Source organism: Sphingomonas faeni (genome assembly GCF_003053745.1).
Taxonomy (GTDB): domain Bacteria; phylum Pseudomonadota; class Alphaproteobacteria; order Sphingomonadales; family Sphingomonadaceae; genus Sphingomonas; species Sphingomonas faeni.
Genome location: NZ_QAYE01000001.1, coordinates 117,575 through 133,697, shown reverse-complemented (window position 1 = coordinate 133,697; position 16,123 = coordinate 117,575). Strand labels below are relative to the sequence as shown.

Annotated in this window: 13 protein-coding genes; 9 read left to right on the top strand and 4 right to left on the bottom strand. The window is 65.6% G+C overall.

The genetic code is table 11. The annotated features are described in order from the left end of the window. Nucleotides 1-102: 102 nt before the first annotated feature. Nucleotides 103-1,038, bottom strand: coding sequence for a DUF808 domain-containing protein (locus tag C8J25_RS00670; protein WP_107951847.1), 936 nt, complete (start codon nt 1,036-1,038; stop codon nt 103-105). Nucleotides 1,039-1,171: 133 nt separating this feature from the next. On the opposite strand from C8J25_RS00670, the gene C8J25_RS00665 reads away from it, so the two are divergent. From C8J25_RS00665 to C8J25_RS00655, 3 genes are all read left to right on the top strand, one after another. Next, complete coding sequence (locus tag C8J25_RS00665) at nt 1,172-2,194, top strand: adenosine deaminase (RefSeq protein WP_107952515.1); 1,023 nt, start codon at nt 1,172-1,174, stop codon at nt 2,192-2,194. Next, complete coding sequence (locus C8J25_RS00660) at nt 2,194-3,171, top strand: bile acid:sodium symporter family protein (protein ID WP_425275445.1); 978 nt, start codon at nt 2,194-2,196, stop codon at nt 3,169-3,171. Before C8J25_RS00665 ends, C8J25_RS00660 begins: the two co-directional genes overlap by 1 nt. Before the next feature lie 79 nt (nt 3,172-3,250). Continuing rightward, nucleotides 3,251-5,407: a histidine kinase dimerization/phosphoacceptor domain -containing protein gene (locus C8J25_RS00655; protein WP_107951845.1), complete on the top strand. Its 2,157-nt coding sequence runs from the start codon at nt 3,251-3,253 to the stop codon at nt 5,405-5,407. Here C8J25_RS00655 and C8J25_RS00650 read toward each other — a convergent pair whose 3' ends face one another. Beyond that, entirely contained in the window at nt 5,408-7,702 is a 2,295-nt protein-coding gene (locus C8J25_RS00650; RefSeq protein ID WP_107951844.1) for a TonB-dependent siderophore receptor, read from the bottom strand. Nucleotides 7,703-7,839: 137 nt separating this feature from the next. Here C8J25_RS00650 and C8J25_RS00645 point away from each other — a divergent pair, with 137 nt between their 5' ends. The 6 genes from C8J25_RS00645 (at nt 7,840) to C8J25_RS20150 (ending at nt 13,226) form a co-directional block, all read left to right on the top strand. Next, entirely contained in the window at nt 7,840-8,115 is a 276-nt protein-coding gene (locus C8J25_RS00645; protein ID WP_146173253.1) for an iron transporter, read from the top strand. Continuing rightward, nucleotides 8,112-9,671 carry a PepSY-associated TM helix domain-containing protein gene (locus C8J25_RS00640; RefSeq protein ID WP_107951843.1) on the top strand — a complete coding sequence of 520 codons (1,560 nt, stop codon included), beginning with the start codon at nt 8,112-8,114 and terminating at the stop codon, nt 9,669-9,671. The genes C8J25_RS00645 and C8J25_RS00640 overlap by 4 nt, the downstream gene beginning before the upstream one ends. Beyond that, nucleotides 9,664-9,969 (top strand): DUF3325 family protein, encoded by a 306-nt coding sequence (locus C8J25_RS00635; RefSeq protein WP_107951842.1) that lies wholly within the window; start codon nt 9,664-9,666, stop codon nt 9,967-9,969. Before C8J25_RS00640 ends, C8J25_RS00635 begins: the two co-directional genes overlap by 8 nt. Nucleotides 9,970-10,055: 86 nt before the next feature. Beyond that, entirely contained in the window at nt 10,056-11,402 is a 1,347-nt protein-coding gene (locus C8J25_RS00630) for an amidohydrolase family protein (protein ID WP_208622479.1), read from the top strand. A gap of 133 nt (nt 11,403-11,535) precedes the next feature. Further along, nucleotides 11,536-12,666 carry an alpha/beta hydrolase gene (locus C8J25_RS00625; protein ID WP_244186630.1) on the top strand — a complete coding sequence of 377 codons (1,131 nt, stop codon included), beginning with the start codon at nt 11,536-11,538 and terminating at the stop codon, nt 12,664-12,666. Between the two features lie 326 nt (nt 12,667-12,992). Further along, on the top strand, nt 12,993-13,226 hold the full coding sequence (locus C8J25_RS20150) for a hypothetical protein (RefSeq protein ID WP_146173252.1): 234 nt from the start codon (nt 12,993-12,995) through the stop codon (nt 13,224-13,226). A 73-nt stretch (nt 13,227-13,299) separates the two neighbouring features. On the opposite strand, the gene C8J25_RS00620 is transcribed toward C8J25_RS20150, so the two are convergent. Further along, nucleotides 13,300-14,868 (bottom strand): peptide chain release factor 3, encoded by a 1,569-nt coding sequence (locus C8J25_RS00620; RefSeq protein WP_056484981.1) that lies wholly within the window; start codon nt 14,866-14,868, stop codon nt 13,300-13,302. A gap of 363 nt (nt 14,869-15,231) precedes the next feature. Continuing rightward, entirely contained in the window at nt 15,232-16,113 is an 882-nt protein-coding gene (locus tag C8J25_RS00615; RefSeq protein WP_107951840.1) for an aldose 1-epimerase family protein, read from the bottom strand. Nucleotides 16,114-16,123 lie beyond the last annotated feature (10 nt).

Here is a 16,123-nt window from a genome sequence, read left to right as displayed (position 1 = left end):
CTTATAACCAGGCGCGACTTGTTTCCCCGCGAAGGCGGGGACCCAGACTGGGCTCCCGCCTTCGCGGGAGAACAAGGTTGAGAGCGGACAACGCTCTCCCGGTCAGTGCGCTTTCGGCTTCTTCACCGCATGGAGCCCCAGCGCGATCGCGCCGCCCAGGATCAGCCCGACGATCCCCGAGAAGAACGCGTTCATCACCCAGTTCACCGCGCCCTTGGCGAACGGCACCGCATGCGAAGCCGCCTCAGCCGTATCGTGGATCCAATGCGGCAGCGTGGTGAACCCGAACTCCTCGATCCCGTGGACGATGATCTGGCCGCCGACCCAGACCATCGCCGCCGTGCCGATCACCGACAGCGCCGACATCACGATCGGCATCCCCTTCACCAGCCCACGCCCGATCGCCTGCACGACCGCGCTGCTGCGCTGCGCCAGATGCAGCCCGATATCGTCCATCTTCACGATCAGCGCGACCACGCCGTAGACGCCGATGGTGATGACGATCCCGACCAGTGCGAGCACGATCGCCTGCTCCCAGATCGGCTTGGTCGCCACGTCCGACAGTGCGATCACCATGATCTCGGCCGACAGGATGAAGTCGGTACGGATCGCGCCCGAGACCTTCTGCGCTTCGAGCGTCGCGGCATCGACCGGCTCGGCGACGACCTCCTCGGCATGACCGCCACCGAACGCTTCGAGGATCTTCTCCGCGCCCTCGAAGCACAGATACGTACCGCCGATCATCAGCAACGGCGTCAGCAGCCACGGCGCGAACGCGCTCAATGCCAGCGCCGCGGGCAGGATGAAGACCAGCTTGTTGCGGAACGACCCCAGCGCGATCTTGCCGATCATCGGCAGTTCGCGCTTGGGCTCGAACCCGACCATGTAGCGCGGCGTGACGGCGGCATCGTCGACCACCACGCCGATCGCCTTGCTGCCCGCCTTGCCGGTGGTCGCGGCGATATCGTCGAGGCTGGCGGCGGCGAGCTTGGTGATCCCGGCAATGTCGTCGAGCAGTGCGACCAATCCTGTCGGCATCGATGGTGTCCTTCGCGTAAGTATCGGCGCTCGGTAACGTGACAGGATTGTCATGCAACGGCTTTCGCACTTGCGGTAGTGCGTGGCGGGCGGAATGGTTGCAGCCGACGCGACCCAAGCGACAGGACGGATCATGACCCCCTTCCCGAACGACGACTTCATCACGAACCTGCCCAAGGCGGAACTGCACCTCCATATCGAGGGCAGCCTCGAGCCCGAGCTCATGTTCGCGCTGGCCGAACGCAACAAGGTCGCGATCCCGTTCAAGAGCGTCGAGGACGTCCGCGCGGCGTACAGTTTCACCAATCTCCAGACCTTCCTCGACATCTACTACGCGGGCGCCGCGGTGCTGCAGACCGAGGAGGATTTCCGCGATCTGGCGGTCGCCTATTTCGACCGCGTCGCGCAGGACGGCGTGGTCCACGCCGAGATCTTCTTCGACCCGCAGACACACACGCATCGGGGCATTCCCTTCGACGTCGTCGCGTGCGGACTGTTCGCGGGGATCGACGAGGCGCAGGCCAAGCACGGCATGTCGGTGGGGCTGATCATGAGCTTCCTGCGTCATCTCGACGAGGAGGATGCGTTCAAGACGTTCGCGCAGGCGGAGCCGTGGCTCGACCAGTTCATCGGCGTCGGGCTTGATTCGTCCGAGGTCGGCCATCCGCCGTCGAAGTTCGCGCGCGTGTTCGCCGCGTCGGCGGATGCCGGGCTGATGCTGTGCGCGCATGCAGGCGAAGAGGGCCCGCCCGCCTATATCCACGAGGCGCTCGACATCCTGCAGGTGGACAGGATCGACCACGGCAACCGCGCACTGGAGGATCCGGCGCTGGTCGCGCGGTTGGCGCGTGACGCGATGACGCTGACCGTGTGTCCGCTGTCGAACGTGGCGCTGCGCAACGTCGACAAGCTGGAGAATCATCCGATCGACCGGATGCTCGATCTCGGCCTGCGCGCGACGATCCATTCGGACGATCCGGCGTATTTCGGTGGCTATATCGGCGAGAATTTCCGGCAGACGGCGCGGGCGAAGACCTTGTCGCGCGAGCAGGTCGTGACGCTGGCACGCAACAGCTTCCTCGGCAGCTTCCTCGACGACGAGGCGCTCAGCGGCCATCTCGCGACGCTCGACGCCTATGTGAAGGCGCATCCGTGATCGGGCGGTTCCTGGCGGTCTTCGAACCGTTCATCCTGATGCTGCTCGGCACCGTCGTGCTGGCGAGCCTGTTGCCGGCCCGCGGCGAGATGGCGACGATCGTCGGTTACGCCGCCGATATCGGCATCGTCCTGCTGTTTTTCCTGCACGGCGCGAAGCTGTCGCGCGATGCGATTTGGGCGGGGCTGCGCAACTGGAAGCTGCATCTGGCGGTGCTGGCCATCACCTTCGTTGCGTTCCCGCTGTTCGGGCTGGGGCTGACCGCGTTGCCGTTCGTGACCGGGCCGCTCGCCGCCGGGTTGCTGTTCCTGACCTTGCTCCCTTCGACCGTGCAGTCGTCGATCGCCTTCACCGCGATTGCGCGCGGCAATGTCGCGGCGGCGGTGTGCAGCGCGTCGTTCTCGAACCTGCTCGGCATTCTCGTCACGCCGGCGCTGGTCGCGCTGCTGATGAACACTTCGGGCAGCGGCGGGATCTCGATCGAGAGTATCGAGGCGATCGTGCTACAACTGCTGGTGCCGTTCGTCGCCGGGCATCTGCTGCGGCCTTGGATCGGCGCGTGGGTGACGCGCAACAAGAGCCTGCTGACGGTGGTCGATCGCGGCTCGATCCTGCTGGTCGTCTACAGCGCGTTCGGCGCCGCGGTGGTTGAGGGGCTTTGGACCAAATTATCGCTCGGCGACCTGATCCTGATCGGGCTGTTGTGCGCCGCGCTGCTCGCCTTCGTGCTTGGGCTGACGTTTGCCGTTGCGCGGCTGATGAAGCTCCCGCGCGAGGATGCGATCGTGCTGCAATTCTGCGGTTCGAAGAAGAGCCTCGCGTCGGGCGTGCCGATGGCGGGCGTGTTGTTCCCGCCAGCGCAGGTCGGCGTGATCCTGCTGCCCGTCATGCTGTTCCACCAGTTGCAGCTGATCGCCTGCGCCGTAATCGCGCGGCGCTATGCCGAGTCCGCGCCACGCGATATTGCTTCAGATTAATATCGTAACCCGCTGCGGGTATTTGCTTTGTTCCGCCGGGGGCTCCATGATCGAGGCTCGATAGGAGAGTTTCGGGTAGATGAACGCGTCGAGCGATATTGCCGGTTCCACCGATGGCGTGGGGCTGGACCTCAATGCGTGCGACCGCGAGCCGATCCACATCCCCGGTGCGATCCAGCCGCATGGCCTGCTGCTCGTTGCCGATGCGACCAGTCTGGCCGTCGTGGCGGGCGCGGGCGATCTCGAGACTCGCCTGACCCCCGACTGGCTCGGCAGCGACCTGTCGGCGCTGTTGGCACAGGACATCGGTGCGACACTCATAGCCAATGACACGGTCGCTGGCGTGGCACTTGCCGGACTGCCGGTAGCGGGCCTGACCGAACGGTTCGACGTCACCCTTCACCGCACCGCCGAGCACGTGCTGGTCGAACTCGAACCCGTCGAAGCGGAGCCCGTCACCGCGGCGGGAATGCTCGGCCGGCTCAACGCGATGGCGATGACGTTCGAGCGCGCGAGCAACCTCCAGACGTTGTGCGAGCGCGCCGCGACCGCGTTCCGGCAGTTGACCGGTTTCGACCGCGTCATGGTCTATCGCTTCCTCGACGACGAGGCGGGCCGCGTGATGGCGGAGGACAAGGCGACAGGGCTCGGCACCTTCCTCAATCACCATTTTCCCGCATCGGACATTCCGAAACAGGCGCGCGCGCTGTACGTGCGCAACCGGACGCGGACGATTCCCACGATCGATTACGCGCCCGCGGTGCTCCGCCCGGCCGGGTTCGAGACGCTCGACCTGAGCGACGTGGCGCTGCGCAGCGTGTCGCCGATCCATCTGCGGTATCTCGCCAACATGGGCGTGGCGGCGTCGGCGTCGATCTCGATCGTCAAGGACGGGCTGCTCTGGGGCCTGATCGCCTGCCATCACGGCTCGCCGAAGGGTCTGACACCCGACATCCGCGCGGCGTCGGCGACCCTGGCCGGCGGGCTCGCGCGCCAGATCCGCGCGAAGGAAGAGGCGGAGACGTACCGCGAAAGGCTGCGGCTGCGCGCGGCGGAGGATGCGGTCATCCCCAAGCTCGCGACCGAGCCGGCCCCGCGCAGCATCGTCGCCGCGTTGCGCGACGATCTCCGGCGGATGCTCGACGGCGACGGCTTCGCCTATGTCGAGGGCACGGTCGTCGACACCGACGGGTCGTGTCCCGGCAAGGACGACATTCTCGATCTCGCCGCATGGGCCCGCACGCGGGGTGTGATCGAGCCGTTCACGACGCATGAACTGTCGGCACTGTTGCCCCGCGCCGAAGCTTACCGTGCCCAGGCGAGCGGCTTGCTCGCGCTGCCACTGGTCGACGAGGGAGCGGTGCTGTTGTGGTTCCGGGCCGAGCAGATCGAAGAGGTCGAATGGGCCGGCAATCCGCACAAGGCGGTGTCGGTCGATCCCAACGCAGTGCTGACTCCGCGCACGTCGTTCGAATCCTGGACGCAGGCAGTCAGCGGTCGATCGCGGCGCTGGACGCGCGAGGAGATCGAGGCCGCGCACCGCCTGCGCCGCGCGTTCCACGACGCGCATATCAATCAGCGCCTGCGCCTGCTCAACGCCGACCTGCAACGGACGCTCGCCGACAAGGATGCGTTGATCGCGCAGAAGGACGTCCTGATGAAGGAGGTCAATCACCGCGTGCAGAACAGTCTGCAACTGGTCGCGGCGTTCCTGTCGTTGCAGGCGAAATCATCCGACGACGCGAAGGTGAAGGAGCATCTCGCCGAGGCGCAGGCAAGGCTCGCCGCGGTCGCGCTGGTGCATCGCCGCCTGTACCGCGACGACCAGGTCGAGTCGGTCGACCTGTCGCGCTATATCGAGGAACTCGCGGGCGACATGCAGACCTCGCTAGGCGAGGACTGGGCGGCGCAGATGACGCTCGATCTCGCGCCCGTGCTGGTCGCCACCGATCGCGCGGTGAACATCGGGCTGGTGCTGACCGAACTCGTCATTAACGCGAGCAAATATGCCTATCGCGGCGGTGCCGGGCCGATCCACATCATCCTCGAACAGCATCGCAACCGACTGCGGCTGATCGTCGCGGACCAGGGCGTCGGCAAGTCGGGGACGCGGATCGGCTTCGGCAGCCGGATGATGAACGCCATCGTCGCCGGGCTGTCGGGCACGATCGAGCAGGACGACAACATGCCCGGCTTGCGCGTGATCCTGACAGCGCCGGTCGACGACGTCCGCTGATCACCAGTTGAAGCGAAGCGATCCGACGACGGTGCGCGAGGCGCCGAAGTAACAGCTGTTGACGAAGAAGCAGCTCGCGATGTGGCGCTTGTCGAACAGGTTGGCGACGTTCGCGGTCAGGCTCAGGCCCTTGAGCGACTCGTCGAACTTGCCGAGATCGTAGCCGAGCACCGCATCGACCAGTACATAGCCCGGTGACTGGAACCGGGTGGTGAGCGTCTGGTTTGCCTCCACCCGAGTCGCGGTGCCGTCGGACTTGCCGACATACCGCACGCCGCCGCCGATATTGAACCCGGACAGCGCGCCGCCGCCGGTACGTGACAGGTCGTAGTTGACGAAGCTTGACGCGCTCCACTTGGATATGCCGAGGGGCTTGGTACCGGTGACGCCGCTCAGCTGGTCGCCGGTGCCGACGACCGGCGTACCTCTCGTGACTTCGGGGACGGTATAGGTGCCGGCGACCGTGACGGTCAGGCCCGGCGTGATCTCCCCCCGCCCGTCGAGTTCGATGCCGCGCACCGCGACCTCGCCGATCTGGATCGAGAAATTAGGGTTGTCCGGATCGGTCGTCGGCACGTTCTGGCGGCGCAGGTCGAACGCGGACAGCGTGAACAGCGCGTTGGTGCCGCGTGGCTGATATTTCAGCCCTGCCTCGTACTGGCGGCCGGTGACCGGCACGAACGATGCGCCGCCGAAGCCGGTGCCGGTCTGCGGCTCGAAGCTTTCCGAATAGCTGACGAACGGCGCGAGGCCAAACTTCGTCTCGTACAGCGCGCCGAGGCGGCCGGTGAACGCGGTCTGGTGGAGCCGCGTCACGCCACTCGCCACCCCTGCCGCGGCGTTGCGGTTCACCGTCGTCTGATCGTACCAGTCGTAGCGGCCGCTTGCGATCAGTTGCAGCCCGCCGATCGCGATCTGGTCCTGCACATAGGCGCCGACCTGGTCGATCTTGCGGAAACTGCGCGTCTGGGTGAGCGGGAAGTTCGGCTGCACGCCGCCATAGACGGGCGCGAACAGGTTCAGGTTCGGGATGCTGGTCGCCGGATTGGTGGTGACGCCGGTGTTGAACTGCTGGTCGTTGTTACCCTGGTTGTTCTGCCAGTCGACGCCCGCGAGCAGCGTGTGCTGCAACGGTCCGGTCACGAATTTCGCGGTCGCGTGGTTGTCGATCGTGATCGTCCGGAACGATTCGTCCGACCCGCCGCCGCCGCGCACGATCGTCGAGAAATCGGTGTTGCGATTGGCGCCCGTGCCGGTCGTGGCGAACGCGGAAAGGTAGATCTGGCGATAATGGAGGTCGACGTCGAGGTAGCGCGCACTGGTCGCCCAGCTAAGCTTGTCGTTGAAGTCGTGGCGGAACAGCAGCGTGGCCGATTTCTGCTTGCGATCGAACGCCTCGTACGCCGGCTCGCTCACGTTGAAGTCGGTCGCGAACTGGCCAAGCGGATTGGCGAGCGCGGAGCCGTAGACCGGCACGCCGCTGTACGACGCAGACTCCGGATCGCGCTGGTAATTGAGGATCAGCGTCACGCTCGTCGCCTCATCGGGCGCAAAGGTCAGCATCGGCCGCGCATAATAGCGCCGGTTGCCGGTCATCGCGACGAACCCGTCCGATCGCTCCGCGCCGGAGATGACGCGGAACAGCCATTTGTGGTCCTTGTCGAGCGGCTGGTTCACGTCGATCGCCGATCGCAACAGGTCGAAATTACCGCCCGCCAGCTCGATCCGACCGCCGGACTCCGCATAGGGGACCTTGCTGGTCAGGTTGACGAGGCCGCCCGGCGTCGAGTTGCCATAGAGGACCGACGCCGGCCCCTTGATCACGTCGACGCGCTCGACGAGGTGAAAGTCGATCTGCGGCGTGGAATAGACGCCGCCGAGCAGCCGCATCCCGTCCATATACTGGCCGGGCGCGAAGCCGCGGACGTAAAGCTGATCGTAGCGGGTGGCGACGTTACCGCGCTGGTTGGGCGAGACGCCCGCGACATAGCCGAGCGCCTGGTTGATCGACAGCGCGTTGCGGAGCGTCAATTCCTTCTCGTCGATGCTGGTGATGACCTGCGGCGTGCGGATCAGCGGCGTCTCGGTCTTGGTGCCGGTGCTGCCGGTCTTGCGGATACGCTCGCCGTTGACGACGATCTCGTCCTGGCGCGTCTGGATATCATCGTCCGTCGGCGCAGGGTCGACCGCGCCGACGACTGCCGGGGCAGGCACATGCTCGGCTGCGAATGCCGGCACTGCGATGCTGCCCAACGCTGTCCCCAACAGCATCCCGACCATGAAACGTCCCCGCATAAGCGATACCCACTTTGATATTGATAATGACTCGCAAAGCCCGCTAAAGGCGGTTTGGAAGCGCGGCAAGGAAAAATGACAAAATGTTCATGCACGGCCGGATCCTGAAAGCCGGCCCTTTTCCGTCGGGCCGAAGAGTGCGTCCGCTCGTCTGGAGCATGGCGTTCCGAAGCCTTACGGCTTTGGTCGGCGGCTATGCCGCGGCGGCCGTGCTGGCGACGTTGATTGCGCGCCTGCTGCCCATCGCGCGCGTCGAAGCGACGAGCTGGGGCATGATCCTGTCGTTCCCTATCTATGCCGGCATCGCCTTATGGTGCTTCCACGAACACCGACTTTTGCGAGTAGCAGCCGCAGTGTGGGGGATCGCGACCTTTGGCGGCGGCCTGCTCTGGCTGCTCGGCGTTCGTCCATGACCTCGGCGGTCGGAACTACGCTGCGCCAGAGCATGGCGTGGATCCACGGCTGGCTGGGGCTGCTGGCGGGATGGATCCTGTTCGCGATGTTCCTGACCGGAACCGCGAGCTATTTCCGGCCCGAGATCACGCAGTGGATGCAGCCCGAGTTCCGCGCGACGCCCGTCTCCACCGCACACGCCGCACAGACTGCGGTAACGCACCTGCAACGAGTCGGCGCGGACGACATCCAATGGTATATCTACCTTCCCGATGCGCGGACTGCGGTCACGCGGATCTTCGAACAGCGCAAGCCGGACCCCAAGGCCGCCAAGCGTCGCGCGCCCGAGATCGTGCTCGATCCCGCGACCGGCGACGTCGTGCGCGCCCGCGAGACGCGCGGCGGGGAGCATTTCTATCGCTTCCATTTCCAGCTGCAATTGCCGCATCCCTGGGGACGCTGGCTGGCCGGGCTGTGCGCAATGTTCATGCTTGGCGCGATCGTGTCCGGCGTCATCACGCACAAGCGCATCTTCGCCGACTTCTTCACGCTGCGCTGGAACAAGGGGCAGCGTAGCTGGCTCGACGCGCACAATGTGTCCGCGGTGCTGGCGCTGCCGTATCACGCGATGATCACCTATACCGGGCTGATCACGCTGGTGGCGATGTACATGCCGTGGCCGGTCGTCGCGAACTACGCCAAGCCCGCCGATTTCGCGCAAGCCGCGTTCGGCACGCCGACCGAGCGCGAGGCGACGGGTACGCCGGCTCCGCTGGTCGCGATTGGCCCGCTGGTCGCCGATGCGAAGCGGCGCTTCGGTGCATCCGTGGCGACCGTCGTGGTGCGCAACCCGAACGATGCCGCGAGTACCGTAACGCTGTACCGCCATTCGAGCGCCTCGCTCAACGGGCGCGGGCCGTCGGTCACCTATGCGGGCAGCGACGGACGGTTCCTGGAGGGCGCGGCCGATGTCGGGCCCGCGCTCGCCACCGCGGGCGTGATGCTCGGGCTGCACGTCGCGCAGTTCGCGAGCCCTGCGTTGCGCTGGGCGTATTTTGTGCTGGGGCTGACCGGTGCGGCGATGGTCGGAACCGGGCTGCTGCTGTGGACCGCCAAGCGTCGCAAGCCGGGTGCGACGCCGTTCTTCGGACTGAAGCTGGTCGAGCGGCTGAACATCGGCGTCATCGCCGGCCTGCCGATCGGGATGGCCGCTTATCTGCTCGCCAACCGCCTGATCCCGGCGGACGCCGCGAACCGCGCCGATACCGAAGTCGCGACGATGTTCTGGGTATGGGGCGGCGTTGCGGTCCTCCAGTTGCTACGGCCGGCGCCCCGCGCGTGGACCGAGGGATTCGCGATCGGCGCGTTAACGTTCGCGGCGATCCCGGTGGCCGATACGCTCACCACATCGCGCGGGCTGCCCGGATCGATGCTGTCGGGCGACACGCTGTTCGCGGCATTCGACGTCGCCATGCTCGCGGTCGCCGCCCTGCTGGCGCTCGGTGCATGGCGCTCGTCCCGAAGCAAACCCGTCGCAAAGATCCGCAAAACACTCTCGGAGACCGTTCATGCTTGAAGCCACGATGCTGTGCTTCTTCGGCTGGCTGCTGCTTGCGGCGACCGCGTTCAAGTATCGCCGCGACCTCGGGATCGTTGCGCCGTCCGCGATCCGCGCGTTGCGCCTAGTCGCGGCACTCGTGCTCGCGGTGGCGCTGTTCCACTGTGGCGCGCCGCTGACCGGCGAGCGTTTCGTGCGGTTCCTGGGCGCGGCGTCGATCGCTGGAGTCGCGCTGGTGATGCTGCTGTCGTTCAAGCCAGTCGAGACGATGCAGCCGGTCCGGATTGCGCTGAAGGTCGCGCGCGTTCGGCGTTGACGGACACCGATCGGAACGGGCGTCATCCGCTGACGTTTCAGGGAGATAGCGTCCTGTTGGCGCGTGCTCCCGAGAAGGACATCATCGTGCGCCGAACCAAAATCTCCGCTCGCCTCTACACGATCGCCCTTGCGGCATCGGCCCTCACCGTCGGATCCGCTACCGCGCAGACGATCGCGCTGACCGGTGTCCGGTTGATCGACGGGCGCGGCGGCGCACCGGTGGACGACGCGACCATCGTGATCGCCGACGGACGGATCGTTGCGGCGGGCAAGGTCGCGGTGCCGGCGGGCGCGGAACGACGCGACTATCGGGGGCGCACCGTGATGCCCGGCCTCGTTTCGGACCACAGCCATGTCGGACAGGTGAGCGGCACCGAGACGGGCGCGAAGAACTACACGCGCGCCAACATCGTCGCGCAACTCGCCCAGTATCGCCGCTACGGCGTGACGACGGTGACGGCGCTCGGCAACAACGGTCCGGCGTTCGTCGGGATACGCGCCGACGCACATGCCGGACGGATCGACGGCGCGGACCTGTTCGGCGTTATGCAGGGGATCGGCGTTCCCAACGGCGCGCCACCGCAGGCGATGCTCAAGGTCGGCCCCGACCAGCTGTTCCGTCCCTCGACGCCCGAGGAAGCGCGCAAGGCGGTCGCGATGATGGCGGCCGAGAAGACAGATCTCGTGAAGCTGTGGCTCGACGATTTCGGCGGCAGCGTACCGGTCAAGATGAGCCCCGCCATCTACCGCGCGGTGATCGCCGAGGCGCACGCGCGCGGGTTGCGGGCGGCAGCACATATCCACGATCTCGCGGACGCAGAGGCGATCGTCGCGGCAGGTGCGGACATCATCGCGCACGGTATCCGTGACACGCCGGTGCCCCCTGCGTTCGTCGCGACGCTGAAGGCGAAGGGCATCTGGTACATCCCGACGCTGCAACTCGACGAAGCGACGTTCGCCTGGGCCGATCGCGCACCGTGGACGCAGACGCCGTTCGCCCGCGCCGCGCTGTCGCCTGCCCTCGCGCAACAGGTCGACGATCCGGCGTGGCGTGCCAAGATACTGGCCGATCCGAAGACGGCCGATGCGCGGAAATCGCTGGCGATGAACCTGCGTAACCTGAAGACGCTGTACGACGCCGGCGTGAAGATCGGGTTCGGCACGGACAGTGGAGCAAGTGCCGTGCGCGTGCCCGGCATCGCCGAACACCGCGAGCTGGCACTGATGGTCGAGGCGGGACTTACTCCTGCACAGGCCTTGCGGGTTGCCACGGCTGCGGGCGCGGACCTGCTCGGATTGCGCGATCGCGGCGTGATCGTGGCCGGAACGCGTGCCGATTTGCTAGTGGTCGATGGCGATCCCTCCCGCTCGATCGCCGACGTCGACAAGGTCGTAGAAACTTGGGTCGCAGGACGCGCTGCGCCATTCTGATACGACGGAGAGCAACTCCGGCAGCAAAAAACACGTTTGAAAAGCGTTGGTTACGCGGGCTTGCGGGAACGGAAAGCCGATCACGCGGTTCTATGCGGCGAGTGGGGGCACTCGAAACAGGATACCATACCGCATGACCAACCGTTCATCGCGCACGCTGATGGCGCTCGCCACCGCGACCTTGATCACGACATCGGGTATCGCCCTGACGAGCGGCGCGATTGCGCAGTCCGCACGGTCGGTCGATGCGCCACCACCGCCGCCGCCCGCACCGACGGCGACCCAGCCGGCAAAGGCCGCGCCCGACATGCAGGTCGTGCTCGACCAGCTCGCCGCGCTCGGTGGCAAGCCGATCGAGACGCTCACGCCAGCCGTCGCGCGGATGCAGCCGTCGGCAGCCGATGGCGCCAAGCAGGTCATGATCAAGCATGGCCTGTCGGCAACGCCCGACGCGACCGTGACGACGCGCGACGTGGCCTATGGCAGCGACGCGAACCAGTTCGCCCGGATCTACAAGCCAGCATCGCTTGCCAACGCCAAGAACCTGCCGGTCGTCGTCTATTATCACGGCGGCGGCTGGGTGATCGCAACGGTCGACACCTACGACGCGGCACCACGTCTGCTCGCCAAACAGCTGGGTGCGATCGTCGTGTCGGTCGAGTATCGCCACGCACCGGAGTTCAAGTTCCCGGCACAGCATGACGACGCAGCCGCCGCATATCGCTGGACGCTGCAGAATGCGGCGAGCTGGGGTGGCGATCCACGCAAGATCGCGGTCGCAGGCGAGAGCGCAGGCGGCAACCTGGCGGTCGCGACGGCAATCTATGCGCGCGACAATCGCCTGACCACGCCGCTGTATATCGTGTCGGTCTATCCGATCGCGAACAGCAGCATGACGCTGCCGTCGCGGATGGATTCGGCGAATGCGAAGCCGCTGAACGGCGCTATGCTCAAGTGGTTCGGTTATTATTACCAGACCAGCCCTGCCGATGCGCAGGACCTGCGGTTGAACCTGGTAAAGGCGAACCTGCGTGGCCTTCCGCCGACGACGATCATCAACGCGCAGATCGATCCATTGCGCTCCGATGGCGAGACGCTGGCAGCGGCGATGCGGGCGGCGGGCGACAAGGTCGAGCAGCGCACCTTCCCGGGCGTGACTCACGAGTTCTTCGGCATGGGCATGGTCGTGCGCGGTGCACAGGATGCGAACACGCTGGCGATCGCGCGGCTGAAGGCAGCATTCGCTGCCAAGCCTAAGCGTTGATCGAGATGGACCGGGGTGGTGCGAACCACCTCGGTTCCCTTGTTGCTGTTGCGCTCCGGCTGGTTGGCTGGTTGAGGGCACCCACAAGCAACTCGCATGACTGTTGATAACTACCCATTATCAATACCTTCCGACTCGCTACATTCGTTGATGTGGGATAGTTTTCCTTTCACAACACTTTTAGTTGATATTTGTCGCTCTCGTTACTCCGCTAGTATTAGGCGAACTTACTCAATGGCTTGCGTCGTAATTTCGACGTGATACATAATTTAATTACAAATCGGCTCGATATTTGATACTCCGTCTATTGGAAGCGGGGCCGATAGATGAACGTTCAATTGATGGTGGCGAGTGTCTTACTCGTTGCCGCCATTACAGGCGCGGTGCGGTGGCAGCAAAAGCTTGCGCGTACCAAGCGTTATGGTGCACGGCGTCATCGGCATCGCAAGCCGATCAAACGCGACAACTGGGCAACGAAATTGCTGCGGGAAAATCCCGCGAGGCGCCTGATGGAGCGGCGCCATTATCGGTCGCCGGGCAAAACAGACCAGACTCTGTAATCTTGCAACCGCGGCCGACAAGCATCGAAGACTTCTAGCAGTCTCCGAAGACCTTGCCCGCCGATCCGGTATCCTACCGCTCGCGTGTCGCGGCGAAGCGGATCTTAGCGTAGCGCTCGGCAATATAGTTCACTTCCCAGGCGCTCTTGGCGAGGAAGACGGGGTTGCCGTCGCGGTCCTTGGCCATCGCGCCGCGGTTGATCTCGGCGAAGGTCTTGAGTTCGAGCGGGTCTTCCGCCGAGATCCAGCGCGCGGTCTCGTACGGCGCAGGCTCCAGCCCCGCCGCGACCTTGTACTCCGCATCGAGCCGCGACAGCAGCACTTCGAGCTGGAGTTGACCCACCACGCCGATGATCCAGTTCGAGCCGATGTCGGGGTAGAACACCTGCGTGACCCCCTCCTCGGCCATGTCGTCCAAGGCTTTGCGCAACTGCTTGGTCTTGGTGAAATCCTTCAGCACGACGCGGCGCAGGATTTCGGGCGCGAAGTTGGGCAGGCCGGTGAAGCGGATCGCGGCCTTTTCGCTCAGCGTGTCGCCGACCCGGAGCGTGCCGTGGTTGGGGATGCCGATGATGTCGCCCGGGAACGCCTCGTCCGCCAGTTCACGGTTCTGCGCGAAGAACAGGATCGGCGAATGGACCGCGATCGGCTTGCCGTGGCCGGTCGGGGTGAGCTTCATACCGCGCTTGAACACGCCCGAGCACAGCCGCATGAACGCGATCCGGTCGCGGTGGTTGGGGTCCATGTTGGCCTGCACCTTGAACACGAAGCCGGTGACTTCGGGTTCGTCCGGCGAGACGGGGGCGGGCTCGGCTGGCTGTGCGCGCGGTGGCGGGGCATAGTCGGCGAGCGCGGCGATCAGTTCGGCGACACCGAAGTCCTTCAGCGCGGACCCGAAATAGACCGGCGTCAAATTACCCGCGCGATAGGCCTCGGGATCGAAGCTCGAATAGCCGCCCTGCGCGAGTTCGGCCTCGTCGTTCAGGCGGATCATCGCTTCGGGGCTGAGGATCTTGGCGAGTTCGGGATCGTCGATGCCGGTGAACGGGATCGCCTTGCCCATGAATTCGCGGCTGTCGCCTTCGGGGCGGCTCAGCGTGTTCGCGTAGAGATCGTACACCCCCTCGAACTCGCCGCCCATGCCGACCGGCCAGCTCATCGGGCAGACGTCGAGCTGGAGCATCTCCGCCACCTCGTCGAGCAGCGAGAACGGATCGCGGCCCTCGCGGTCGACCTTGTTGACGAAGGTGATGATCGGCACGTTGCGCAGGCGGCAGACTTCGAACAGTTTTCGCGTCTGCGGTTCGATGCCCTTGGCGGCGTCGATCACCATGACGGCCGAATCGACCGCGGTCAGCGTGCGATACGTGTCCTCGGAGAAGTCTTCGTGGCCCGGCGTGTCGAGCAGGTTGAAGGTGATCCCCTGGCGCTCGAACGTCATCACCGAGGAGGTCACCGAGATCCCGCGCTGCTGCTCGATCTTCATCCAGTCGGAGCGGGCGCGGCGGGTCTGGCCGCGCGCCTTGACCTCGCCGGCGAGATGGATCGCGCCGCCGAAATACAGGAGCTTCTCGGTCAGTGTGGTCTTGCCGGCATCGGGATGCGAGATGATCGCGAAGGTGCGGCGGGGAAATTGGGTCATGGCGTGGGTCCGGTGAGCCGAGTCGTCGGACTTGGCTGAGAAAAGAAGGTTAGGCCGGGTTAGGCCAACATGCAGTCCGCGCGCGGTGCGGCGGGATGCAGTAGGAGAACGCGGGCTTGGTGCCGCTCTTGGCAGATGTGGGGCGTGTAGGACAGAGGGGGCGTGCGCGCGAGGCTGGTGTTGCCGTGCGGCGCGAGCGCCTCTCGGTGTCCTGAAGGAAACGCTACGTTTGCCCGAACCGGAACGCTCTCCCCTCCCTGGAAGGGAGGGGTTGGGGGTGGGTCGGTCAGCTTTGGTCGCAGCGCTGCCGTGATACGGAAACCGACCCACCCCCTGCCCCTCCCTTTCAGGGAGGGGAGTTCGTCAGTGCCCCTGGACCAGCGTCACGCTCATTTCGATGCGCTTCGTGCCGCCGGCGGGGATCTCGAACACACCGGGTTTGTCGCGGTAGTCGCTGGTATAGCCTTCGGGGTCGGCGATGCCGTGCCAGGGCTCGACGCAGACATAGGCCGCGCCGGGCTTGGTCCAGATGCCGAGCTTCGGCGTGTCAGGGAAGGCGATCTTCAATTGCGGGCCGGTCTTGGCGCCATAGGTGACGGCGGCGGAATGGATTGGGTCCCAGACCAGCGCATCCTTGGCGAACAGCTCGTCGCGCAGGGCGATGACGCGGTCCTCGACCGGCGAGGGGCGTTCGTCGACGGCGATCTGGCCGTCAGGGCTGATCGCCTTCAGCTTGCCGGGTTCGTCCGCGTCGAACGTGATGCGGTGATCGGCGCGAGGCTCGCCGTACGGGAGCGGCCACGCGAAGGCGGGGTGGAAGCCGAAACTGGCCGGCATCGGCGCGTCGGTGCGGTTGTGGATGTGCGCCTCGATCCCGAGCGTCGCGCCGTCGAGCGTGAAGACGATGTCGAGGGCGAACGCGAACGGGTAGGCCTTCCGGGTTTCCTCGCTGTCGGTGAGGCGGAAGGTGGCGGAGGTTTCCGACTGCGCGACGACGTCGAACGTCGAATGGCGCGCGAAGCCGTGCTTCTGCATCGGGTAGGCGGTGCCATCTAGGCGGATGACGCCTTCGTTGACGACGCCGACGACGGGGAAAAGGATCGGGGCGTGACCGGTCCAGAAGGCCGGGTCGGCGTTGGTCATCAATTCGCGGCCGTCGGCGTCGTGGAGATGCGTGAGCTCGGCACCGTGCGGGTTGATCTGCGCGGTGAGGTGGTCGTTGGCGATCGTAATCAGGTCGGTCATGGGGTTCCTT